Annotated in this window: 18 protein-coding genes; 12 read left to right on the forward strand and 6 right to left on the reverse strand. The window is 59.0% G+C overall.

The window, feature by feature from the left end; translation table 11 throughout:
• Nucleotides 1–158: 158 nt before the first annotated feature.
• The 8 genes from MPC4_RS01665 (at nt 159) to MPC4_RS01700 (ending at nt 12,059) form a co-directional block, all read left to right on the forward strand.
• Nucleotides 159–1,754, forward strand: coding sequence for a hypothetical protein (locus MPC4_RS01665; RefSeq protein ID WP_174510980.1), 1,596 nt, complete (start codon nt 159–161; stop codon nt 1,752–1,754).
• 536 nt (nt 1,755–2,290) lie between these two features.
• Nucleotides 2,291–3,217: a phytanoyl-CoA dioxygenase family protein gene (locus MPC4_RS01670; RefSeq protein ID WP_174510981.1), complete on the forward strand. Its 927-nt coding sequence runs from the start codon at nt 2,291–2,293 to the stop codon at nt 3,215–3,217.
• A 221-nt stretch (nt 3,218–3,438) separates the two neighbouring features.
• Complete coding sequence (locus MPC4_RS01675; RefSeq protein WP_174510982.1) at nt 3,439–4,638, forward strand: class I SAM-dependent methyltransferase; 1,200 nt, start codon at nt 3,439–3,441, stop codon at nt 4,636–4,638.
• Nucleotides 4,639–4,780: 142 nt separating this feature from the next.
• Nucleotides 4,781–5,917, forward strand: coding sequence for a glycosyltransferase (locus MPC4_RS01680; protein WP_174510983.1), 1,137 nt, complete (start codon nt 4,781–4,783; stop codon nt 5,915–5,917).
• A 187-nt stretch (nt 5,918–6,104) separates the two neighbouring features.
• A complete protein-coding gene (locus tag MPC4_RS01685; RefSeq protein WP_174510984.1) occupies nt 6,105–6,266 on the forward strand; it encodes a hypothetical protein in 162 nt (53 codons plus the stop codon).
• A gap of 735 nt (nt 6,267–7,001) precedes the next feature.
• Complete coding sequence (locus MPC4_RS01690; protein ID WP_174510985.1) at nt 7,002–8,867, forward strand: hypothetical protein; 1,866 nt, start codon at nt 7,002–7,004, stop codon at nt 8,865–8,867.
• 578 nt (nt 8,868–9,445) lie between these two features.
• Nucleotides 9,446–10,648 (forward strand): glycosyltransferase family 4 protein, encoded by a 1,203-nt coding sequence (locus MPC4_RS01695; protein ID WP_210253573.1) that lies wholly within the window; start codon nt 9,446–9,448, stop codon nt 10,646–10,648.
• Nucleotides 10,649–11,675: 1,027 nt separating this feature from the next.
• Nucleotides 11,676–12,059, forward strand: a complete 384-nt coding sequence (locus tag MPC4_RS01700; protein WP_174510986.1) for a DUF427 domain-containing protein — start codon at nt 11,676–11,678, stop codon at nt 12,057–12,059.
• Between the two features lie 13 nt (nt 12,060–12,072).
• Here the strand turns inward: MPC4_RS01700 and MPC4_RS01705 are convergent, their stop codons facing one another.
• The 5 genes from MPC4_RS01705 to MPC4_RS01725 all read right to left on the reverse strand — a co-directional run bounded on the left by MPC4_RS01705 (nt 12,073) and on the right by MPC4_RS01725 (nt 16,377).
• Entirely contained in the window at nt 12,073–12,948 is an 876-nt protein-coding gene (locus tag MPC4_RS01705; protein ID WP_174510987.1) for an HpcH/HpaI aldolase/citrate lyase family protein, read from the reverse strand.
• A gap of 21 nt (nt 12,949–12,969) precedes the next feature.
• Nucleotides 12,970–14,325 carry an MFS transporter gene (locus MPC4_RS01710; RefSeq protein ID WP_174510988.1) on the reverse strand — a complete coding sequence of 452 codons (1,356 nt, stop codon included), beginning with the start codon at nt 14,323–14,325 and terminating at the stop codon, nt 12,970–12,972.
• Nucleotides 14,326–14,338: 13 nt separating this feature from the next.
• On the reverse strand, nt 14,339–14,932 hold the full coding sequence (locus tag MPC4_RS01715) for an NUDIX hydrolase (RefSeq protein ID WP_174510989.1): 594 nt from the start codon (nt 14,930–14,932) through the stop codon (nt 14,339–14,341).
• A gap of 3 nt (nt 14,933–14,935) precedes the next feature.
• The gene (locus MPC4_RS01720; protein WP_134489594.1) at nt 14,936–15,727 is read right to left on the reverse strand and encodes an NAD kinase; all 792 of its coding nucleotides are present in this window, start codon (nt 15,725–15,727) and stop codon (nt 14,936–14,938) included.
• Nucleotides 15,728–15,822: 95 nt separating this feature from the next.
• Complete coding sequence (locus MPC4_RS01725) at nt 15,823–16,377, reverse strand: phosphoglycerate mutase family protein (protein ID WP_174510990.1); 555 nt, start codon at nt 16,375–16,377, stop codon at nt 15,823–15,825.
• Nucleotides 16,378–16,649: 272 nt separating this feature from the next.
• On the opposite strand from MPC4_RS01725, the gene MPC4_RS01730 reads away from it, so the two are divergent.
• Nucleotides 16,650–16,841 carry a hypothetical protein gene (locus MPC4_RS01730; RefSeq protein ID WP_174510991.1) on the forward strand — a complete coding sequence of 64 codons (192 nt, stop codon included), beginning with the start codon at nt 16,650–16,652 and terminating at the stop codon, nt 16,839–16,841.
• Nucleotides 16,842–16,854: 13 nt separating this feature from the next.
• Here the strand turns inward: MPC4_RS01730 and MPC4_RS01735 are convergent, their stop codons facing one another.
• Nucleotides 16,855–17,901 carry an HAD family hydrolase gene (locus MPC4_RS01735; protein ID WP_174510992.1) on the reverse strand — a complete coding sequence of 349 codons (1,047 nt, stop codon included), beginning with the start codon at nt 17,899–17,901 and terminating at the stop codon, nt 16,855–16,857.
• Between the two features lie 301 nt (nt 17,902–18,202).
• On the opposite strand from MPC4_RS01735, the gene MPC4_RS01740 reads away from it, so the two are divergent.
• The 3 genes from MPC4_RS01740 to nagZ all read left to right on the forward strand — a co-directional run bounded on the left by MPC4_RS01740 (nt 18,203) and on the right by nagZ (nt 20,475).
• Nucleotides 18,203–18,412, forward strand: a complete 210-nt coding sequence (locus MPC4_RS01740; RefSeq protein WP_134489586.1) for a CbtB domain-containing protein — start codon at nt 18,203–18,205, stop codon at nt 18,410–18,412.
• A gap of 116 nt (nt 18,413–18,528) precedes the next feature.
• A complete protein-coding gene (locus tag MPC4_RS01745; RefSeq protein WP_174510993.1) occupies nt 18,529–19,287 on the forward strand; it encodes a CbtA family protein in 759 nt (252 codons plus the stop codon).
• Between the two features lie 90 nt (nt 19,288–19,377).
• Nucleotides 19,378–20,475, forward strand: a complete 1,098-nt coding sequence (nagZ, locus tag MPC4_RS01750) for a beta-N-acetylhexosaminidase (RefSeq protein WP_174510994.1) — start codon at nt 19,378–19,380, stop codon at nt 20,473–20,475.
• Nucleotides 20,476–20,645: the final 170 nt, after the last annotated feature.

Consider the following 20,645-nt stretch of genomic DNA (forward strand, 5'->3'; position numbering starts at 1 on the left):
CGATCCTCACTCATCGGTTGGAGCGGGCGAAATCCCCTCGCATCCTGGCGCGATGACGTTGATTGCGGCTTTCGCACGTCATGTGCCGAGGCTGGCAGGCTGGCGTCTTCGCATGGCCGCCTTAAGGTCAGCGCGCGGTCAAACTCGGCTCGTCGCGGATGAGCTTAGACCATGGAAAAGCGAAACGCCCCTTTCGCTCCAGCGAGACCGAGGCCATGGGCTATCCTAGCATAGTCATGCTCATCATTCTGCTGATTGGCTTCATCTCCAGGGGCCGACTCCTGTTTTATCTCTTTTTCGCATTGAGTGCGTTCTCATCATTGTCCTTGCTGCCACCAGATCACTTCGGCGGCTTCAACGTTCAATCCCAGACTCTCGCCGCCCTTGGCCTATTTGCAAAGGCCATTCAGAGACCCGGCGCAGTCAGACACGCGATCCGGCTTATCGATGACATGAACAGGCTCGGACTTTTATTCTTCTTCCTTGTTGTCAGTATCCTGGTGTCAGTCATCTCGCCAAATCTGTTTGCCAGCACAATAACAATCGTTCCGGTACGCCTTGAAGGGGAGTTTCAAACCGCCTTACTGTCGCCGACGGGGACGAACCTGTCACAATGTGTTTATCTCGCAGTATCTATCTTGACCGCGCTGACCTTCGCGCTGCTCGCAACGCGCCCGAATTTTATCAATAACTTTGTCGCGTCGCTTCTTTTCGGCGGGATCGTCGTGGTCGTATCCGGGATAGCCGACATGATTTTTGCAGACTCGGGAGCTCTTGCTCCGTTTCGCAACGTCTCCTTCCCAGCGCTCGAGTCAGCCATTGAATTTGGTGGAACGAGAAGAGTGATCGGATTGACGCCCGAGGCCTCGGCATATGGCTGGATTTGCGTATATATGGCCGCCATGCTGCTCTTTTTGCGCCCGGCGGTGACGCGCTCGTCCGTTCGCCTCGCGACAGTCGTCGTGATCTCGGCACTCATTGTCATGGCTCTGCTCTCGACCTCGTCCACCGCCTATTTATGGCTGGGGTCTCTTGCCGCGTGTTATATGATCGATCTGGCAATTCGTGGATTGAGGCCAACCCCCAACAGAACTCAGAGCGCGGCGTTTGGCGGCGAACTTTTTGCCCTGGCGATTTTGATTATCATTGGCGCCACAGTGCTCGCGTTTGGAGATGGAGTATATGATCGCGCGTATGAAATGCTCGATGCGATCATATTCAAGAAGAATGCGACCGGGTCGTTTTATGAACGAAGCTTTTGGAATAGCACATCGTTCGCAGCCTTTATCTCATCGTGGGGCCTTGGCGTAGGCGTCGGAGGAACCCGGACCTCCAGCACCTATATCGGTCTGCTCAGCAGCGCAGGCGTCGTCGGCGCGATCCTGTTCGGGCTTTTTATGATTCAGATCTTCATGACCAAGGCGCGTGACGCGACGACCAGTTCAATTATCACCGGCTTGAAGTTAACCCTCCTATCCCTCTTCCTGCCCTGGGCGACGACAGGGGGGGTCGACTTCGGACCCAATGTCGGCGCGATTTTCGGGGTGATCATCGGTTTGACGGCTACGAATGGGGCGCGCGCGAGACAAGGATCTGGCCAAGCGAAATCTGTGCGGATGACGAGGCTCATCTATGCGTCAGCGCAAAGATCGAGTGGTGATTGCCGGGCTGTGGTTCTGGCGCCTGAGCGGACGAGCGACCTGCAAAGAAAAGCGTGGGAAAAGGAATTCACTCCGCCGGAGGGCGCGGGCTAGCTGAATGACGACCGCCGCAAAGGCCGGAATCGGCTTTGCCGACACATACCGCCTGGCGCCATTGAGGCAGGGAAAGACGAAGGGCGCCTCCGACCTCGGAAGACGCTCATTGAAGCCAAATAACGCGTGAGGACAGGGGACGCGTTAATCGTTCGCTGCGAAAGCGCTTGGCGCGTTACCATCTCAATTTTTGCATCCGACCGTATTTTCCGAGTCTTGTCGCGACGCCCCCTTCGAGCGACAAAGAGGGGCCCTGTGTACAGCGCCGCCGTTGTGCTGGGGACTTTCATTTGGGCGGTAGCCGGCGCGAGACGCGTGTTTATGGCGGGCTGTCCGTTGAGGCAATGATGTCGGCGCGCCGCGCCGCGGTCCGCTCCTGACAGAGTTTCAAGGTATTGGTGGCTCTCCATCCATACTAATAATTGGACCTATCCAGACGGGATGCTGCGCGAAAAATGCGATTACGCTCCTACGAGCGCTAACAGCATCGAATGATGGATATGCGGCCCAGGCGTCGATCCGAGGAGGGCCTGATCATGACTACGGTCTACTTCGATTCCGCGGTGAACGAGACCACGCGCCGCGCGCTGCTTTATGCCGGGGATATCTTCGTCTATTCACCGCGGCCTTCTACATTGGCCCTTATCGATTTTGCGCGCGAACTCATTGATGAAGGATTTGCTCCGCACGACGCGGAAATGGCGCAATACGAGATGCCGGTGGATAAGTTCGTCGAAATCTTCGCGCCACTGAAGCCGCGGTTCATTCATCATCCAAAAACAAAGGCCCTTCTGCGCAATGTGGTTGCCGCCCTTGGCTGCGATCTTGATGTGACGCATCTCGATGTTCCAAGGCTGCGCGGCGTAACGAGCGATAAATATCTGACGGCCGGCGTCGGTTACGCGTTCCCCGCGCATCGCGATACCTGGTGGTCGGCGCCGATGGCCCAGGTAAACTGGTGGCTTCCGATCACGACGCTCGCCTCGGAGTCGACGATGGCCTTTCATCCGGGATACTGGACGACGCCCGTCAGCAATGGGTCGGAGGAATTCAACTACTATGAATATAATTCCAGCGGTCGTAAGGATGCGGCGAAATACATAACCGCCGACCTTCGCAAACAGCCAGGTCCTCGTCAGCCGATGGAGCTCGACCCGCAAATACGCATCGTTTGTCCCATCGGCGGGGTCATTCTGTTTTCGGGCGCTCAAATGCATTCGACTGTACCAAATACATCCGGGCGCACACGATTCAGCATCGACTTTCGTACGGTAGCCCGCACCGATCTGGAAATTGGGAGCGGCGCCCCAAACGTGGACACGTTCTCGCAAGGAACGAGTCTGCGCGATTTTGTGCGTGGGTCAGATGGAGCGCCCATGCCGGACGATATCGTCGCCAGATACGACAGCGGTGATAAGCCCGAAGGGGCTATGCTCGTATTCAAGCCGCCGGTCCCCGCCTAGTGCCCGCCGGGCTTGACGGTGTCCGCACAGCTAGATGGATGATGAGGCCGGAGTGGACGCCGCGCCGACATAGTGAGACCAGGGCGCAATCACATTGCCGTGCCCCGGGGAGTTAAAAAGTCTGCACGGAGCTGTTCATAATAAGAAGCAAGCTTCAATCGGGGGCATCGGCCAAGGGGTCAACCAAGGCGTGAGCAGAAGCGCGGACAGGAGTTTATATCATGGATCCATCGAGCGCGAGTGCTACCCCCGATTATGCGCTGCGCGAGGCCCGCAGCGACTGCCCTCTTTGCGGTAGCCGTGACCTGTTCGAAATGTTGTCATTCGAGACGCCTGTGATGTGCAATGTGCTGTTCTCTGAGCGGCAAACTGCGCGAGACGCAGATCGAGGACGCCTCACGCTCGCTTACTGCCAAAGGTGCTCTCACGTGTTCAACAGCACCTTTGAAGAAGATAAGGTCTGCTATACGCCCAATTACAATTCATCGCTTGAGCACTCGGCACACTTTAGGGCTTTCGCTGCGGCGTTAGCGGAACGCCTCAATAGATCCTACAAGCTGCTGGGGAAGACTGTTGTAGAGATCGGCTGTGGCAAAGGGGAATTTCTTGATCGGCTGTGCGGTGTGGCTGACGCTCAAGGTGTGGGTTTCGACACGAGTGCGGACGACCGGCGCATGCCAAACACGACCAACGTACGCTTCATTCGTGACTATTTTAACGAGACTTACACAGACGTGCGTCCTGATCTCCTCATTGGCAGACATGTTTTGGAACATATTGCCGAGCCGGTTCAGTTCCTGGAATCATTGCGCAGGCATCCGAGCATCAAACCGGACACGACCTTCTATTTTGAAATGCCGAACGGTCTGTACACATTTCGCGATCATGGAATCTGGGATCTGATCTACGAACACGTGTCGTATTTCACGGAAGCGTCTCTAAGCATGGCGTTCGAGCGCGCAGGATTCGAGTTGCTGGATGTCGGCACCTCATTCAGCGAGCAATACATTTACGTTGAGGCCAGACCGAGCCCCAGCAGGACCTCAGATATCGTCCGAAATCACGAAGGTATAAAGCGGCTCATCGAGTCGTTCGGCGAAATCTATCAGCAAAAAATAAAGCGCTGGGCTCAATTTGTATCTCGCCATGATGCCCGGGAGACGGTTGTCTGGGGCGCTGGGTCGAAAGGGATAACTTTCGTCAACGCGGTGCCTGGCGCCGAGCAGCTTCGCGCCTTGGTGGACCTCAATCCACGCAAGCAGGGCCGCTTCGCGCCTTTACATGGAACGCCCGTTGTTTGTCCTGATGACCTGAGCACGGAACAGCCGAAGTCCATCATTATCATGAACCCTGTCTATTGTGATGAAATTTCGCGCGTTGTGGCTGCATGCGCACCCACCGCGGAACTTGTTTTGGCGTAAGGCGCAAGCAAAGGGTCGAGGACGCGCGGCGCGAGGATTGGTGACTGGACGCGCGTCCTCGACGAATAGGCGGCGCGTCGCCCCGCATCCGACCACCGCGGGCGGCGGTCTGTTCGTAAGAGAGAGCAGCAACAGGCGACGAATGACGCGGAATTTGCACATCGTGCACGTGACTGAGTCGGTGCGAGGAGGCACCTCGACCTATGTCGAGGAACTTATCAAGGATAATCTCGAAAAGGGATATCGAGTATCGCTTCTCGGCGACGAAAGGCTGCTGACAGCGGGGCTGAAGGACATCGGCATCGCCAAGTACCACTATAACGCAACAAGACGGCTACTCGGAATATTTAACGCATCGCGTAGCGTGACAAAGCTGCTATCGGCGCTCGCGCCCGATATCGTTCACCTGCACGGCACATTTCCCGGCCTTTACGTTCGGGCGCTCCGATCGTCATCCTATAAGGTCGTACATTGCGCTCATGGATGGGCATTCTGCCAGGATGTGCCGTGGATCAAGAAGGCATTATACGCCGGTGTAGAAAGACTGTTGAGCAGCAAGACCGATGTTACCGTAAATATCTCTCATTTTGAGGGGCGCGCGGCCATGAAATGGGGACTTGCCGGTGACCAAGTCGTCATTCGCAATGGCGTCGCGCCCTCACGCGCGACCAGCAAACATGTGATCGAGCCAAGGACCGATAGGCTCAATCTTGGTTTCATTGGCCGGTTTGACCGGCAGAAGGGCTTGGAAATTCTGTTGGATGCGACAGCGAAATGCCAGGACCCGGCCGTTCATCTCTGGGTAGCCGGGGCCTGTGATCGCGATCGGGGCGTTCAGCCGCGGATGGCGGACAATGTGAGTTTCGTCGGCTGGCTCGGCGCGGATAGAATAGACGATTTTATTTCGGATTTGGACGCAGTCGTGATCCCCTCCCGATGGGAAGGTTTCGGCTTGGTCGGAATTGAAGCAATGCGGAACGGCAAACCTTTGATTGTCTCGGACAGAGGGGCGTTGCCTGAAATGATGATCCATGGATTCAATGGGCTCGTGTTTAATTTGGATGACCCCTGCGGCTTGAGGCGCGCTCTACAATGCTGCGACCGTAACGAACTGCGCAAAATGGGGGCGAACGCCCTGGCTGTTTATCATGAAGCGTTTCGGCTAGAGATGATGTTAGGCGAGATCAACGCCTTATATGAGCGTCTCGCCTCTGCGCCAGCCTCGACGCGCCGGGGCCCGAGGGGAGTAGAGAGCTTAGTGGAGGGGATCGATAGTTGATGGTTCCGCGAACGGCTGTGGCCAACAGACGGAATAATCAAGCGGCCTGCCGTTGAAGTCTCGAGCTTCATGGCCTTTGTTGGGCCTCTCGACTGTGGCCGGAGCCGGAAACCGGTCATAGACCGCGCGCCCCTTGTGGTTGCCTGTAGCGTCCCCGCTCCTCTGGCCTCCGCGGAGCCGCAGTAAAATGCACGGCCTTCTCATCGTGCGCACGCAGATCGTCGCGCATCACACTTCCGATTGCACCATTCAATTTGTCGACCCGAGCTGCGCGCCATGCAAGCGCGCCGATATTCCCACCTCCAGTTGCGCGCTTAAAAAGCTGCAAATCAACTATCGAGCCGCCTGAAGGTTCTGAACCACGATCGCTCGGAGGCGGCGCAGATCAGGCGCTCCGAGATTCCTATTGTGTAGAACAAACATTGTGCTAAGAGTAAATGATAAGTGATGAATAATGAATGTACACTAACAACAGTGTACTATTTCAAAGCCTAGAGAATTGATTCGGCATTGTTACGCTGTGGCTTAGCGCAGATTGTGGCGTTGATCGAGAAACAAGTGGAGCTGGTGAAATCGAGGATTAGACGTGAACGATCTGTAGAAAAACGAGCCGAAAGAATAGTGTGTCTCGTGAGCATGAAGGTGCAGGTGTGCCGCTTCATGAAGGCGAGACGCGTGTCGGTGTTCCCATAACGTGCAGATTGCATCGATCCAGCTCGATCAAGCGTTTCTCTTCATCGTACCAAGCCGCTGTGGGGCGCGCTGATGCCTCAAACTGTGGATCGTTATTGGACGCACTCTCGCCATAAAGCGCGTGTTACTGCACAGTTCAAGCTTGCTGTCAGTCGCGTCGAACCTCGATTGCGGGAGGGCTGAAGCTTGGCCAAATGTAATCTAGCGGAGAAACTGTGTGAAATATTCGATCCTCGCTTGGGGCGTAGCTCTGAGCGCAACAATTGCAGCGCCCACAGTTGGGCACGCCGCGGCGTCCGTAACATATGTAGGCGTTGCCTATGGGTCCTCGAACAACTGGTCGGGTCCCGTTCAAGTCAAGACGCCGGCGGGGACGCAGAATGGCGACCTGATGCTTGCATACATCGCAACGCAGACAACGAACGGCGCATGGTTGACGGCGCCGTCGGGCTGGACCCAGGTGACCAAGACCTTCAACGCAATCCAAGGCGCTCAACTTTTCTGGCGCATTGCGCATAATGAGCCGGCCTCCTACTCGTGGAGCGGCGCCTCCTACGGCGCGGCGATTATCAAGGCTTATCGCAATGTCGACGCCACGGCGCCAATCGGCCGCACTGCGGGGTGTGGATCTGATTATGCGACATCATGTCAAATCCCGGCCTTCGCTGAAACGGCGGTAGCTGGCGAGCGATATGTGGGTTTCTGGGATTTTAACCTTGTATCCGCTCCGATATCCGGGCCTGGCGATCTTGGCAATGTTTCAAGAGATCTTACGCAACGCTCAATGTTTACGGGCGATAAGCTATTGTCGGCATCCGGGAATACCAACGTGGCGGCGCAAACTGCCAAGGTGTCGGGCGCGCCGAACTATTGGGACGCAATTGGGGTGACAATCAAGCCGGCGGCGACAAGCGTTGCGTCTTCGCCGCCCGTAACCCAATCTCCGCCTCCCAGCTCCCCGCCCGCCTCCATGCCCTCCTCGGGCTCCGGTGTGGTCGCCGTGAGCGCCAATGATTTCTTGAATTCACTTGGCATATGCATAGCCTCTCCCGCGAACGGTTCACCTAACGCCACCTATGCGCCTTTGATAAAATACATAGGGGTTCGCAACGTCAGCGGCGGGAGCCTCGAGGGCGGCGGCAGCGCGGCTAACTCGATCGAACTCGCCCAGCTGACAAACACTAAAATTCTCTGGGCGCTGGACAGCGGGTTCTCAGGGTCCAGCGTCGCCAGCAATATCAGCGCAGCCAAGGCGCTCGCGACGGCTGGCGCATTGTTGGCTGTCGCAGGCGCGAATGAACCAGACAATTGGACGCTGAATTACCAAGGCCAGGTTGGCGGCGGTTCTTATTCATGGCTTCCGGTGGCGAAACTGCAAGCGGACCTGTACGCGGCGGTCAAGGCCGACTCCGTTTTGAAAAACTACCCTGTGTTTCACATTTCGCACAACGGCGCCGAGACGGACAATGTCGGATTGCAGTATCTGACCATTCCGAATGGCTCAGGCCTTTCCATGCCAGATGGCACGAAATACGCGGATTATGCGAATATGCATAACTACGTTATCTGGGAAGGAGCACCAACTCCCGTCGACAATATTGCGTGGAACGTTGCGGCCCCAACAGGAAAGGTTGCCCCTGCTCAAAACCCACTCGTGGATGATTACGGAACAACATGGAAGCACAATTATGCTGGAAGCAATGACGCACAGCTCCAGACGCTTCCGCGTGTGACAACTGAGACTGGATGGGTCAGCAGCAACGGAGGGGAGGATAATCAAGCAAAAGTTCTCCTCAATGTGTATCTATCTCAATATAAGAGAGGCTATAAGTACACATTCCTCTACCAGCTGAGAGATAATGAGGGCGGATTCAACAATACGTTCGGCATTGTCCGCCCGGATTATTCCTATAAGCCTGCCGCGGTCTACATCCACAATCTTACGACCATCTTGAATGATAACAAGGCTGTAGGAATAGCGCCGGGGTCTCTTAATTACTCGATCGCATCCGAACCCGCCACTGTGCACGATTTGTTAATGCAAAAGAGCACTGGCGCGTTCGAATTGGTTGTTTGGGATGAGCGGCCGGTAGGAGAGGCAACGGACAAAGTCAACGTAAATCTGGGCGGAACGCACGGCACAGTGAATCTGTATGATCCGACTGTGGGCGTGACGCCGGCTCAGACCCTCTCCAATGTGAGTTCGGTCCCTTTGACGTTGAGCGATCATCCGATCATTATCGAAGTGGTAAATTAGCCACTGTCTCTAGCTCGGTAGTCGCCATCGCGGCGGAATGCGATCGGGCCCATCCTCCCGGCCTCTGGTTGGTTGCTGGAGACGCTGGATCGCCTCCATCCTCGTTGACCGCGTTCGAGGGCAGGGATCGTAGAGCGGAGGCCGTGCTATAGCGCGGCCTCCTGCATGCCATTCGCATGATGCCCGTCGCCGGTGAGAGGCGCTCAGTGGATCGGCTCGCCGGACCATATCCATAATTGTTCGGCTGCCGCCGCGTTCTGAGCGCCCACGGTTGTGATTCATCGGAGGGGGATTTCAGCTGGGAAGCGCTGGCGACAGCTTCACCTTGATTCGGGCTGCGCCGTCCGTTCTGTGAAATTCTCGCCATTTCCTGCGACGAGCGCGATCATTCGTTCGTAAGGCGCCCAACGCGTCAGGAGCGATGTCGCGCCTCATCCGTGTTTTCCGAGGCTTGCCCAGGCAACCGCGTTTGGGGACAGTCGCGGTGATACGCCGTTTGCGTATCGCTGGCTTGACGGCGATCGAAAGTTGATCTCGCCCGGACCAGCGTTTCCATGTGTGTGATGGGAAGCCCTGAAATGCACGCGCCCGCAGCGCCGCTCGGTTCTTGCAACGGCCGCAACGCGCCAATGATCGCCGGTGTCAAGGCTGGTCTCGATGCGGAAGCGATGTCTCACGATCATGCAGGCGAAATCAGAGTATTTGTTCATTTGGCGCATGGTTTCGGGGCGCGGAACTGGAACGAGAAATATCGCAACGGCCAAATCATAGGAATAAACGAGCCATTTGCGTATGGGTATTATAGGGCGGCGGAAGATGGTTGCCAGGTCACCTATTCCGAAGATAAGCTAGAACGTAAAATTGAAAGGCTGTTCCGCCTGGCCGTTCGGTATTTTTTGCACTTCGACTTCGTTCATGCCTGGCGCAACCGCAAAGGGATATGTACGGCGGATGTCGTATGGACGCACACGGAATCGCAGCACCTGGCGATTTTGCTGTTGTTTTGGGCGATGCGTCCAACGCGTAGACCGAAGTTGATTGCGCAGAGTGTCTGGCTCATTGACAGATGGCCAAAGTTTTCGCGCCTCCACCATTGGCTGTTTAAGAAATTAGTGTCTCGCGCGGACGTGTTGACTCTCCACTCCCCTGAAAATCTAAAAGTCGCGCGGAGCCTGTTTCCGGGCGTCCGTTGCGAATTGGTTCTTTATGGGATCAACGCCGACGGAATGGCGCCGCCGCAGTTTAAAAGGTTTTGCGACCCGATACGGCTGATGTCGGTCGGTAATGATGAGGATAGGGACTGGACGACATTGATCCAGGCGGTCAGGAGACTACCCTGTTGCGAACTTCGCATCGCGTCTCAGAAGGTGCCTCCTAAGCTGCTCGCGGGCGCGAAAAACATTGCCGTTGTCCAGCCCAAATCAAACAATGAGCTGTTGCAGCTTTATGAATGGGCGGACGTGCTTGTTCTCGCGCTCAAGCCAAATTTGCATGCTTCGGGTATTACGGTGCTCGAGGAGGCTGCGCTTCGGGGAGTTCCGGTGATTTGCAGCGACGTCGGCGGCCTTCGGGCCTACTTTCCCGGCGATGCGGTCAAATATGTGCGGCCTCAGAATGCCGAGGCGATCAGAAGCGCGATTCTCGAAATGGCCAAGGACGATGAATCGCGATGGGGCATCGTGAAGCGCGCGCAGGCCCGGATGGCGCCAGGGGGCATTAACTCGCAATCTTACGTCAAGAGACATGTTGAGCTTTCGAGGGATCTTCTTTTTGGATATTGAGACGCTCGCGCCGTCTCAGCCGGAGTTGCGGATTAAGATTGTCGACAGGGGCTAGGACGCTGAAGCCGTCGGCGCCAAAATTCAAAGCGCGTTTCCACCAGGTGCTCCGGAGTGCGGCGGGATAAATCCAACAGGCAATCCTCAAAGCGCCTTTGTTTGCCATAAATAAATTGAGTCATGCGAATCGAACCGCTGACAGGGCCGCTAACAGGATCAATCATCGGCATTTCTGTGGCGCGCCGATCCTGCGCCGCCGCCCCAACTCCACAATAAGCTAAAGCGCCATCATCGGGCCCGCGCCTTCGTCGCGCGTGAAAACTCGGACGGTCGGCGCGAGCGCGTCTTTGGTTTGATCAAAGCACTTCTGGAATTGGCGGATGCGCGAGCATAACCGGCTCGCTCCCATCTCGATCGTCTGTCCCCAGCGGCATCGAAGCGTCGAGGCTCTCTCGAACCTATGGGCATGCGGTTAAGCTGACCAATCTTCCTTTTGAACTCGACCGCGCCTATATAGCAATGGGTCGGGCGCCTCCGGGGTGCGTCGTCCATCCAGCGGAAAACACACCTAGGTAAGCAAGCCGGCTTCGCGATGATATTTTTGATGGTAAGTCTGCTATTTATTGGTGCATTCGTCGGCGCCCTGTTCGGTATTAGAGTATTGATTTGGATCATAATATTTTGGCTATTGCTCATATTGCTCTTGTGGTGGTTTGTATCAACAAGCGCCTTTATAAACTGGATTGTCGCTGCGGTGATTTTCGAATGCGGCTATTTTCTAGGAATGATCGTTCGAGCAATTCTCGATGCGGCCGGGTTCAAAGCTTTTGGATTGATTCGCGACCGGCGGTCTGACTAGCGATTGACGCCCCAAAAGACTGGCTCGTGAGCGTATTTGCCCTCAGCCTTGAGAGGCGGGCAGGCTTCAGGTCAACCCGGTTGGCCAGCAGACCTGTTTGCGTATCGCGGCATGAATGGGTTTTTCTGACTGTGCTCTCCGGCGCTTCGCCAGATGAAGGAGTTCGAAGCCATGACAGACAGGCCGATCAAGCGTCCAGGACCCGACCATCCCATCACGATTGAGCCGAATCCAGCGCGCATTCTCGTCACCGTCGCGGGCCGCGTCGTCGCCGACACGCGCGCGGCCCTGACGCTCCGGGAGGCGTCATATCCGCCCGTGCAGTATATTCCGCGCAAGGACGTGGACATGTCGCTGTTGGAGCGGACGGATCATAGCACCTATTGTCCCTATAAGGGCGATTGCGCGTACTATAGCCTTCCCCTTGGCGGAGACCGTTGCGTGAATGCCGTGTGGACCTATGAGGCGCCCTTTGCGCCTGTCGCCGCGATTGAGAACCATCTCGCATTCTATCCTGATCGTGTCGAGGTGGTGGAGGAGAAAGCGGTAAGGTGAAGCCGGAGGCCGTTCAGCGCCGGGACGGCAGGCGCCTCAGTAGCCGCCGCGCTTGCGCAAGATGCGCCGGGTTCAGCGTCTCGCCCTGAAAGACGAGAACCCGTGCGTCCGGTTCAGCGGCGAAGGCTTCGATGATTGCGCGCGCCCTCTCCAGAACTTGCTCCGGCGGCGTGAAGACGGCATTGATGGCCGCGACCTGTTCCCGATCGCGCGCTATTTTGCCGTCGAACCCATCGCGCTGCGCCGCTTCGCATTCCAGCCGAAAGCAGGCTGCGTCGCGACAATTCAAGGTTGGCCCGTCGATCAGCGGCACGTCGGCCGCCCGCGCGGCAAATAAGGTCAGGTCACGGGCTAAAGCATGGGGTGATGCATAGGAGCCATCCGGCGCTCGACGGGCGCTGGCGCCGAGTGACGTCGAAAGGTCCTCGGCGCTCCAGACCAAGCCGGCAAGGCGCGGGCTGGCGTCGGCGAAAGTTCCCATGTTGAAGATCGAGGCCGCCGTGCCGGCGACACCCGCGATGATGAGGGTCGATCCGTCGGCCAAGCCAAGTTCCGCCTCCATCACTGCGAGTTTGGCGCCAAGATGCTGGACCGCTTGTCCATTCTGGGCGTCCGGCAGGACGACTCCGTCCGGTCGCGCCCGGAGAATTGCGTCGAGGTCGGCTTCGATCATCTCGGTATCGAGTTCGTTGAGCCGGACGAAAATCAGCGGATGATGCGCTTTTGCCTTTGCGGCGGCGATAAAGGCGCAGGCTTGTTTCCGCGCCTCGGATTTGGACCTGGAGGCAACGGAGCCCGCGAGATCGAGCAAAACTCCGTCGGCCCCGCTCTCCAAAACTTCGGTGAGCTTTGCCCGGTTGTCAGCCGGCGCAAACAGCAGTGAGCGCATGGGATCAGCTCCGCGCCGCCGTCATAGAACCTGGCTCATTTTGGAGTGCGTTTTCATGTCGCGCATGAAGAGGTAGCAGATCAGAGAGATGAAGATGCAGCCCGCGGCATACCAGTAGAAGCCGGTCTCAAGGCCAGCATTCTTGAACGCCAGCGCGACGGAATCGATCGATCCGCCGAAAACGGCCACGGTGAGCGCGTAAGGAATGCCGACGCCCATCGCGCGAATGGCGGTCGGGAACAGCTCCGCCTTCACGATCGCCGCGATCGACGTATAGCCGCTGACGATCGCCCAGGCGGCGCAAATTAGCAAAAAGGCGCCGAACGGGCTTTGCGTATGCCGCAGAGTCGTCAGCAGCGGAATCGTTCCGAGCGTTCCAAGGACGCCGAAGGCGACGAGCATCGGCTTGCGGCCGATCTTGTCGGAGAGCGCGCCATAGAGCGGCTGAAGGATCAGCGCGAAAATGAGCGATCCGGCGGTGATCAGGGTCGTCTGCGCGTCGTTCAATCCGACCGAGAGTTTCAGGAATTTCTGCATATAGGTCGTATAGGTATAGAAAGCCGAGGTGCCGCCGATCGTAATGCCGACGACGAGCGCCATGGTCTTCCAGTCACGGGCGAGAATGCGCCACCGGTTTTCGCGCCGGATGACCGATTCGGCGGCGATGAAAAGCTCCGTCTCGGGCATGTCGCGCCGGATGACATAAGCGAAGATGGACAAAAGCGCGCCGATCACGAAAGGGATGCGCCAGCCCCATGCCTTGAGCTGTTCCGGCGTGAGGAAGGCCCGCTGCAGCGCCAGCAGCACCAATATGGCGCAGAGCTGGCCGCCGATCAGGGTCATGTACCAGACGCCGGAATAAAAGCCCCGCCGGTTCGGATGGGCGACTTCGCTGAGATAGGTCGCGCCCGAGCCATATTCGCCGCCCTGACTGAGGCTTTGCAGAACCCGCGCAAGCGCGAGAATGAGCGGCGCCGCGACGCCGATGCTGGCGTAGCCAGGCGTCGCCGCGATCATCAGCGAGCCGAAGCACATCATGAGCACGGCGGCGGTCAGTGCGTTGCGGCGTCCGTGCCGGTCGGCGTAATAGCCAAACAGCGCGCTGCCGAGCGGACGCACCAGAAAAGCCGCGGCGAACAGGGAGGCCGCCGCCAGTTGCTGCGCGACAGGATCGGTCTGCGGAAAGAAGGCGCCGGCGAAATAAAGCGAAAACGCCGAATAGGCGCAGATATCATACCATTCGATGAGATTGCCCGCCGAGCCGATCAGAACGGCCTTGGTGCGGCGGGCGACGTCGGCCGCGTCGAAACCATCGGAGACGGCCGCTGGGCCTTTCAATAACGCCGCATGGGCTTCGACATGCGGGGTCTCGCTCATCCTATGGCCTTGGTCAAGATCCGCCGTTATGTTGCATGAGGCCTTTGAGCTTGGCGTATTGCAACAGCAAAATCGACTTTGTATCGATGATTTCGCCGCGCTCGATCATCAGCAGGGCTTCATCGAGCGTCGGCTCCAGAACTTCAATGTCCTCGCCTTCATGCTCAAGCCCGCCGCCGGGGCCGACGCGATCGGATTGGGCATATTCGGCGACGAAGAAGGTCAGTTTTTCCCCGAAACTGCCGGGGCTGGAATAGCCCTCGCATATCTTCCGCGCATGGCGCACCTTATAGCCAGTCTCCTCCTCGGCCTCGTGCACGATCCGCGTTTGCGCGTCGATCCCTTCGAGCCGGCCGGCGCAGACCTCGATCAGATTGTCGCGTCCGTCTTTGAGGTAGGCCGGCAGGCGAAACTGCCGCACCAGCACGACCGTCGAGCGCGTTGGATCGTAAAGCAGGATGGCGGCGCCGTCGCCCGTGTCATAGATTTCGCGAACCTGCTTCTGCGGGCGGCCGTCGAAGCGCTTCAGCTCGATGGTCAGCCGCTCGAGCAGCCCGTGCCCGCGCGACATCACGTCGCGGGCGAGAATGCGAACGCGCTCTTTCATGCGTCAATATCCGAATTGTTCGCGCAGGATGCGCTCGTTGAGAGAATGCCCCGGATCATGGAGCAGAACGAGATCGGTCGCGTGATCCATGGCGACGGTGACCTCGCGGACATTACGCAGCTCGAAATGGTCGGCGACGGCGGCCACAGGTCTTTTTTCGACCTCCAGAATATCGATCGTGACTTTGGCCTGATCCGGCAGCAGCGCGCCGCGCCATCCGCGCGGGCGGAAAGCGGAAATCGGCGTCAGCGCCATCATGGTGGCGTCGAGCGGCAGGATGGGGCCATGTGCGGAAAGATTATAGGCGGTCGAGCCGACAGGCGTCGCAACCAGCACGCCATCGCCCGCAAGCTCGTCGAGCCGCTCCTTGCCGTCGATCGAAATGCGCATCTTGGCGGCCTGATAGGATTGCCGCAGCAGTGAGACTTCATTGATGGCGCGCGCCGTGGAGATCGCGCCTTCGCAGTCAGTTGCCTCCATCAGGAGGGGATGCACGACCGAGGCTTCGGCGACGCTCAGCCGGCCTTCGAGATTGAAGACCGAAAAATCATTCATGAGAAAGCCGACGGAGCCGCGATTCATGCCATAGATCGGCTTCCTTGTTCCCATGAAGCGATGCAGCGTCTGCAGCATGAAGCCGTCGCCGCCGAGCGCGACGACGATTTCGGCTTCTTCCGGATCGACATCGCCATAGCGCGAGACGAGCGCTTCGCGCGCCGCTCTGCCTTCCACCGTCGGGGTGCACAGGAAAGCGATTTTCTCAAAGCGAAGGGCTGTCTTCGCGCCAGCGGCCATGGCTTATCGTTCCAGCGGCAAAGCGTTGACATAGCCGGAACAGGGCCCGCCCGTAAAGCCGGACGCCTCCTTCAACGCCAGAACAGCGCAAGGCCTCAAACGATCGGCTCGGCGCTGTCGCCGTCGAGGAGAAGCTGCGGAATTTGCGAAAACGCCCAATGCTCGCCCGCGCGGTCGAAGATCCAGACGAGATCATAACGCTCATAGGGCCAATGTTGAGGCGCCGTCGTTTTATCGCCAAGGATCGCATTTGCGATGGCGTGCATGCCGTCATGTTTCCAGGCGATGAGCGCCGGCCCGTCCGAAGCCAGCACTTTCTGGACGAGGGCCTGTTCCTCGCCATTAAAATGGTCCCGGTTGAATTCGATCTTGAGAAGCTCCGCCAGCGGGACAAGCGTATGCTGCGGACGAAGGCTTGGATCTTGCGCCGCCGCCTTGCAGGCGAACAAAATCCTCGGCCGCGCCAGAGCGGGGCGGACAAAGCGATCGTCGACGGGCGCGAAAAACCGTACGAGCGCCCCGGCGCGCTGCCAGCCCCGCACGCTAAGCGATTCCTTGTCTTTACGGCCGTCCAGCGAGACGCCGCGAGTGCCTTTATCCGGGTCGGGGCGTTCCGAATGGCGGATCAGCATGATTTTGTCGCAGGGCATGGGAGCCTCAGTTTTCCGGGCGGGCGCGCCAGCCTCGCTTCTTCCCCGCTTCGGCGCAAGCCCGCCCGGGGACGCGGGCGCGGCCTTGCGTTAAGCAAAACATTCAATGCACGGCGACGCAAAAGGCGCCGTGCACTGCTGAATTGAGGGCTCGAGCGGGCGCCGCAGCCGGTTTTCGATCCTTGACTTCAAAACCGGCATAGGCTCGGTTTGACCAGACAAATCATAAAGAGAGACGGCCGGTTCGGTCGCGACAGCTTGCGGAGAGAAACGTGAACTCAGACCATCACCACCATCACGCGAGCGTTGAGAAGGCGCAGGCGCGTCGTCCCGACTGGAGGCGCATTCATCATTCGCCGCTTTTCTGGGTCGGCGCCGTGCTTTTTCTGGCGGCGATCTCGATCTATGTCTGGTCGGAGGATCTTTCGTGGCGCCCGCGCCAGCAGCAGCAGCAGCAGCCGTGACGTCCGTCAGAGCTTACGGCTTGGGCGAGGCCTCTCCCTTCATCTCGAACGGAAAAATCACCTTCCAATCGGTCTTCATGTCGACGACGGTCCAGCTGTCCAGCTTTGCCGCCTCAAGGGCGAGATCGAGATGGCCGACGAGGGAATCCTTGTCATAGGCGTATTCGCGCACGGCGTCGGTGTGGTGCACGATGACGCCGAGGCGCCGGCCGCCTGATTCCGTCGTCCATTGCAGCATCTGCAGGTCGCCATCCGAATTGCCGAAAGCGGCGATCGGGCGCCGGCCGACGTGCTGCTCGATGCCGACCGGTTTGCCGGGGCCGTCATCGACGAAATTCACATCAGGAAAGCGGAACAGCCGCGGCAGGCCGTCGCGGCGTTCGAACTTCGTCACGATGCTCGACCCGATGACCTGATCGGTCGGCACGCCATAGGTCTGATCCGCGAAGGCGCGCACAAATTCGATGCCGCCGCCGGATACAATGAAGGTCTTGAATCCGTTGGCGCGAAAATAAGCGAGCACTTCCAGCATCGGCTGATAGACCAGCTCAGTATAGGGCCGATGGAAGCGCGGGTGCTTGGCGGTGGCGAGCCAGTTCTTGACGATCTGCTCGAACTCCTCCGGCGTCATTCCCGCGTGGGTGACGCCGACGATCGTCTGGAGATTGCGCGAGCCCTGGCCATCCTTCAGCAGCGTCTTGAAGTCGCCGTCGAGCGCCGCCTTGAACGGCTGCTGATCGCGCCATTCAGGATGCATCGGCAGGAGTTCGCGCAGGCGGTCGATGGCGAAGACCATCTGGACATACATCGGCTGCTCGATCCACAGCGTGCCGTCATTGTCGAATGTCGCGATGCGCTGCTCTTTGGGAACGAAATCGGGCGAACCCTCGCGCGTCACATCCTCGACAAATTTGATGATTGATTGCTTTGCCTTGCCATCGTTCCATGAGGGCAGGGGATCGACGGCTTGCGCCATCGCGGAAAAGGGAGCGAGGCAAAGGAAGGCAAAGAGGCCCAGCAGGCAGGAAACGGTCAGCTTGTGACGATCTGGACGCGGCATGGATTCGCTCGCTTTCGAATGGACCGCCGCAACGCCGATTCGCGGCGGCGCGATCATGCGACAGCCGCGCTTCCCGGACAAGGCAAGCTGAGCATTCGATCTGTTCCGGCTCCGCGTTGACACGCCTTGGGCGGAACCCTACGATCAAAAAATCCCGGATGCGAAGAAGGCGGTGCAAATCCGCCGCGGTCGCGCCACTGTCAGCTTTGCGCCTCTCCTTCGCGGCGAGACGCTTGCGAGCCAGACCTTCCCTCCGAGGATCGCAACGAACGCGGGACGCGTGATCCCAGGGAGTTTTGACATGAGCGATATCGCCTTAACGCCAGCCGCCCGGCCGATCCCCATTCCTGTGAGCCAGATCCTGCCATGGCTCGCCTTCGCCGGCGTCCTCGGCTTTCTGCTCATCTATTTCGTCGGCGCCGAGCAGGGCGCGACATCGCTGATCTCCGGCCATTACGTGCATGAATTCGTTCATGACGGCCGCCATCTGCTTGGCTTTCCCTGTCACTAGAGATTTTGGCTTCCTCGGATTCGCTTTGAGCGATCGAGAACGGGCTTCGCCTCGGAATGCTTTGTCTCTTTAATCTTTGACGCGTGATCTGCTGCGATCGCCGTCGGGAGTCTTAGATGGTCGGACAGCTTTTATGGCGCGGGATGCTTGCCGGCGTCATCGCGGGATTATTTGCGACGAGCTTCGCGTTTCTTGCCGGCGAGCCTTCCGTCGATCGCGCGATCGCTTTTGAAAGCGCGGCCGCCCGGGCCGCGGGAGAGCCCGAGGAGCCTCAGATCGTCAGTCGCGCCGTCCAGCGCAGCGCCGGTCTCGTGACAGCGGCGGTGGTTTATGGCGCGGGACTTGGCGGGCTGTTCGCTCTGGCTTTCGCCTTCGCAAATGGCCGCGTCGGCGCGCTCGAACCCCGCGCCGTCGCCGCCTTGCTGGCGGCGGCGGGCTTTATCGCGGTGGTGCTCATTCCGGCTCTGAAATATCCTCCGAACCCGCCTGCTATCGGACGTCCGGAGACGATCGGCATGCGCACGGCGCTTTTCTTCAGCATGCTGTTTTTCTCCGTGCTGGCGATGATCCTCGCCTCGCTCCTTCGCGGTCGGCTCGCGCGCCGCTTCGGCGGGTGGAACGCGGGGCTCGTCAGCGCCGGCGCGTTCCTGACGGCGGTTGTCGTCGCGGCGCTCGTGCTGCCCTCGATCAACGAGGTTCCGGACAATTTCCCGGCTGACGTCTTGTGGCGGTTTCGCCTCGCGGCGCTCGGCGCCCAGGCGGTGTTATGGAGCGTCATCGGCCTCGGTTTCGGCGTTCTCGCCCAATCGCTCGAAGGGGTCGACTTCGGGCGGCCGTCGAGAGCTCTGCTAGCGACGAATGCTTCGGAGCGCTAGCGCTCCGTAGGCGGCGCGCGGCCGGCGTTTTCCTTCCGCCTTGATTACGGGCTAAACTGCCGCCCGGCTGATTCGAGGCGAAAACAGGAAATGAGCGCACAATCCATCGACGCGGTAGGCGATCATTTTCTCGTCGGCCTGCGGCCATCGCCGGTCCTTGGAGAGCGCGACCGCGCGTTGCTTCAGGATCTGAAGCCGGCCGGCGTCGTTCTCTTCAAGAGTAATTTTCGTCATGATCTTGCCTATGACGGCTGGCTCGAAAGCCATCGGCGGCTGCTAGAGGACGTGCGCGCGGCCGCCGGGCGCCCCGATCTTCTCATCGCTGTCGATCATGAGGGAGGCCGCGTCACCCGCACGCCTGCGCCGATCACGCGCTTTTCCTACGCCGCGCGCTGGGCTAAGGACGCCGCCGCGGTCGGCGACGCGATGGGGCGCGAACTCGCCAGCCTTGGCTTCAACCTCAACTTCGCTCCCGTGCTCGACATTCACACCAATCCGGCCAATCCGGTCATCGGCGAGCGGGCCTTCGGAGCGACGCCGGACGACGTGATCGAGGCCGCGCTTCCCTTCATGCGCGCGATGCAGGCCGCGGGGGTGATCGCTTGCGGCAAGCATTTTCCGGGTCACGGCGACACCAGCGTCGATTCTCATCTTGGCTTGCCCTCCGAGGATTCAGACATCGAGGCGTTGCGCGCCCGTGAGCTCAAGCCCTTCGGCGCGGCGATAGCGGCCGGCGTTCCGATGATCATGACCTCGCATATTCTCTTTCCGCGCATTGATCCCGATGCGCCGGTTACTCTGTCGCGCCGCTTCGTGACAGAGATCTTGCGCGGCGAACTCGGCTTCGAGGGCGTGACGATTTCCGACGATATCGGCATGGGCGCCATGAAGGGCTTCTTTGACGCGCCGGACGCAGCGGCGAGGTTTCTCGCCGCCGGTTGCGACATGCTGATGGTCTGCGCTCACTTTACCGAGGCCGATCGCGCGAGAGGCTTTGCGGCCGGAATCATCGACGCGCTCGAGGAGGGGCGACTTGATGAAGCTCTGCTCGCGCGGTCAAAAGCCCGGATCAAGGCTCTGCTCGCACGGGCGCGCAACCACCGCGTCGAGGCTCTGCCGGAGACGGCTTTGGCGGCGCACCGGGCCGCCGGCGCGCAGTTTTCGGCGGCGACCGTCGAAGTCGTCTGACCGTCGCGGGCATTGCGGCTCCGGCTCCGGCGCCGCCTGCCAAGGCGCGTCCGGAAATTTCCCGGCACAACTCCAGCGGGCAAAGGATCCTGCGGGGCGCCGCCTGATTATTCTCATTTTGGTTGTAGACCACGTGATTTTCGGGCAAATAATATGCAAGAGGAAAAAAC

This window comes from Methylocella tundrae, assembly GCF_901905185.1.
Taxonomy (GTDB): Bacteria; Pseudomonadota; Alphaproteobacteria; order Rhizobiales; family Beijerinckiaceae; genus Methylocapsa; species Methylocapsa tundrae.

Excerpts from the sequence above, each read along its gene's own strand:
- MPC4_RS01665 (WP_174510980.1), top strand. The coding sequence starts at position 159 with ATGAGCTTAGACCATGGAAAAGCGAAACGCCCCTTTCGCTCCAGCGAG.
- MPC4_RS01670 (WP_174510981.1), top strand. The coding sequence starts at position 2,291 with ATGACTACGGTCTACTTCGATTCCGCGGTGAACGAGACCACGCGCCGC.
- MPC4_RS01675 (WP_174510982.1), top strand. The coding sequence starts at position 3,439 with ATGGATCCATCGAGCGCGAGTGCTACCCCCGATTATGCGCTGCGCGAG.
- MPC4_RS01680 (WP_174510983.1), top strand. The coding sequence starts at position 4,781 with ATGACGCGGAATTTGCACATCGTGCACGTGACTGAGTCGGTGCGAGGA.
- MPC4_RS01685 (WP_174510984.1), top strand. The coding sequence starts at position 6,105 with ATGCACGGCCTTCTCATCGTGCGCACGCAGATCGTCGCGCATCACACT.
- MPC4_RS01690 (WP_174510985.1), top strand. The coding sequence starts at position 7,002 with ATGCTTGCATACATCGCAACGCAGACAACGAACGGCGCATGGTTGACG.
- MPC4_RS01695 (WP_210253573.1), top strand. The coding sequence starts at position 9,446 with ATGCACGCGCCCGCAGCGCCGCTCGGTTCTTGCAACGGCCGCAACGCG.
- MPC4_RS01700 (WP_174510986.1), top strand. The coding sequence starts at position 11,676 with ATGACAGACAGGCCGATCAAGCGTCCAGGACCCGACCATCCCATCACG.
- MPC4_RS01705 (WP_174510987.1), bottom strand. The coding sequence starts at position 12,948 with ATGCGCTCACTGCTGTTTGCGCCGGCTGACAACCGGGCAAAGCTCACC.
- MPC4_RS01710 (WP_174510988.1), bottom strand. The coding sequence starts at position 14,325 with ATGAGCGAGACCCCGCATGTCGAAGCCCATGCGGCGTTATTGAAAGGC.
- MPC4_RS01715 (WP_174510989.1), bottom strand. The coding sequence starts at position 14,932 with ATGAAAGAGCGCGTTCGCATTCTCGCCCGCGACGTGATGTCGCGCGGG.
- MPC4_RS01720 (WP_134489594.1), bottom strand. The coding sequence starts at position 15,727 with ATGGCCGCTGGCGCGAAGACAGCCCTTCGCTTTGAGAAAATCGCTTTC.
- MPC4_RS01725 (WP_174510990.1), bottom strand. The coding sequence starts at position 16,377 with ATGCCCTGCGACAAAATCATGCTGATCCGCCATTCGGAACGCCCCGAC.
- MPC4_RS01735 (WP_174510992.1), bottom strand. The coding sequence starts at position 17,901 with ATGCCGCGTCCAGATCGTCACAAGCTGACCGTTTCCTGCCTGCTGGGC.
- MPC4_RS01740 (WP_134489586.1), top strand. The coding sequence starts at position 18,203 with ATGAGCGATATCGCCTTAACGCCAGCCGCCCGGCCGATCCCCATTCCT.
- MPC4_RS01745 (WP_174510993.1), top strand. The coding sequence starts at position 18,529 with ATGGTCGGACAGCTTTTATGGCGCGGGATGCTTGCCGGCGTCATCGCG.
- nagZ (WP_174510994.1), top strand. The coding sequence starts at position 19,378 with ATGAGCGCACAATCCATCGACGCGGTAGGCGATCATTTTCTCGTCGGC.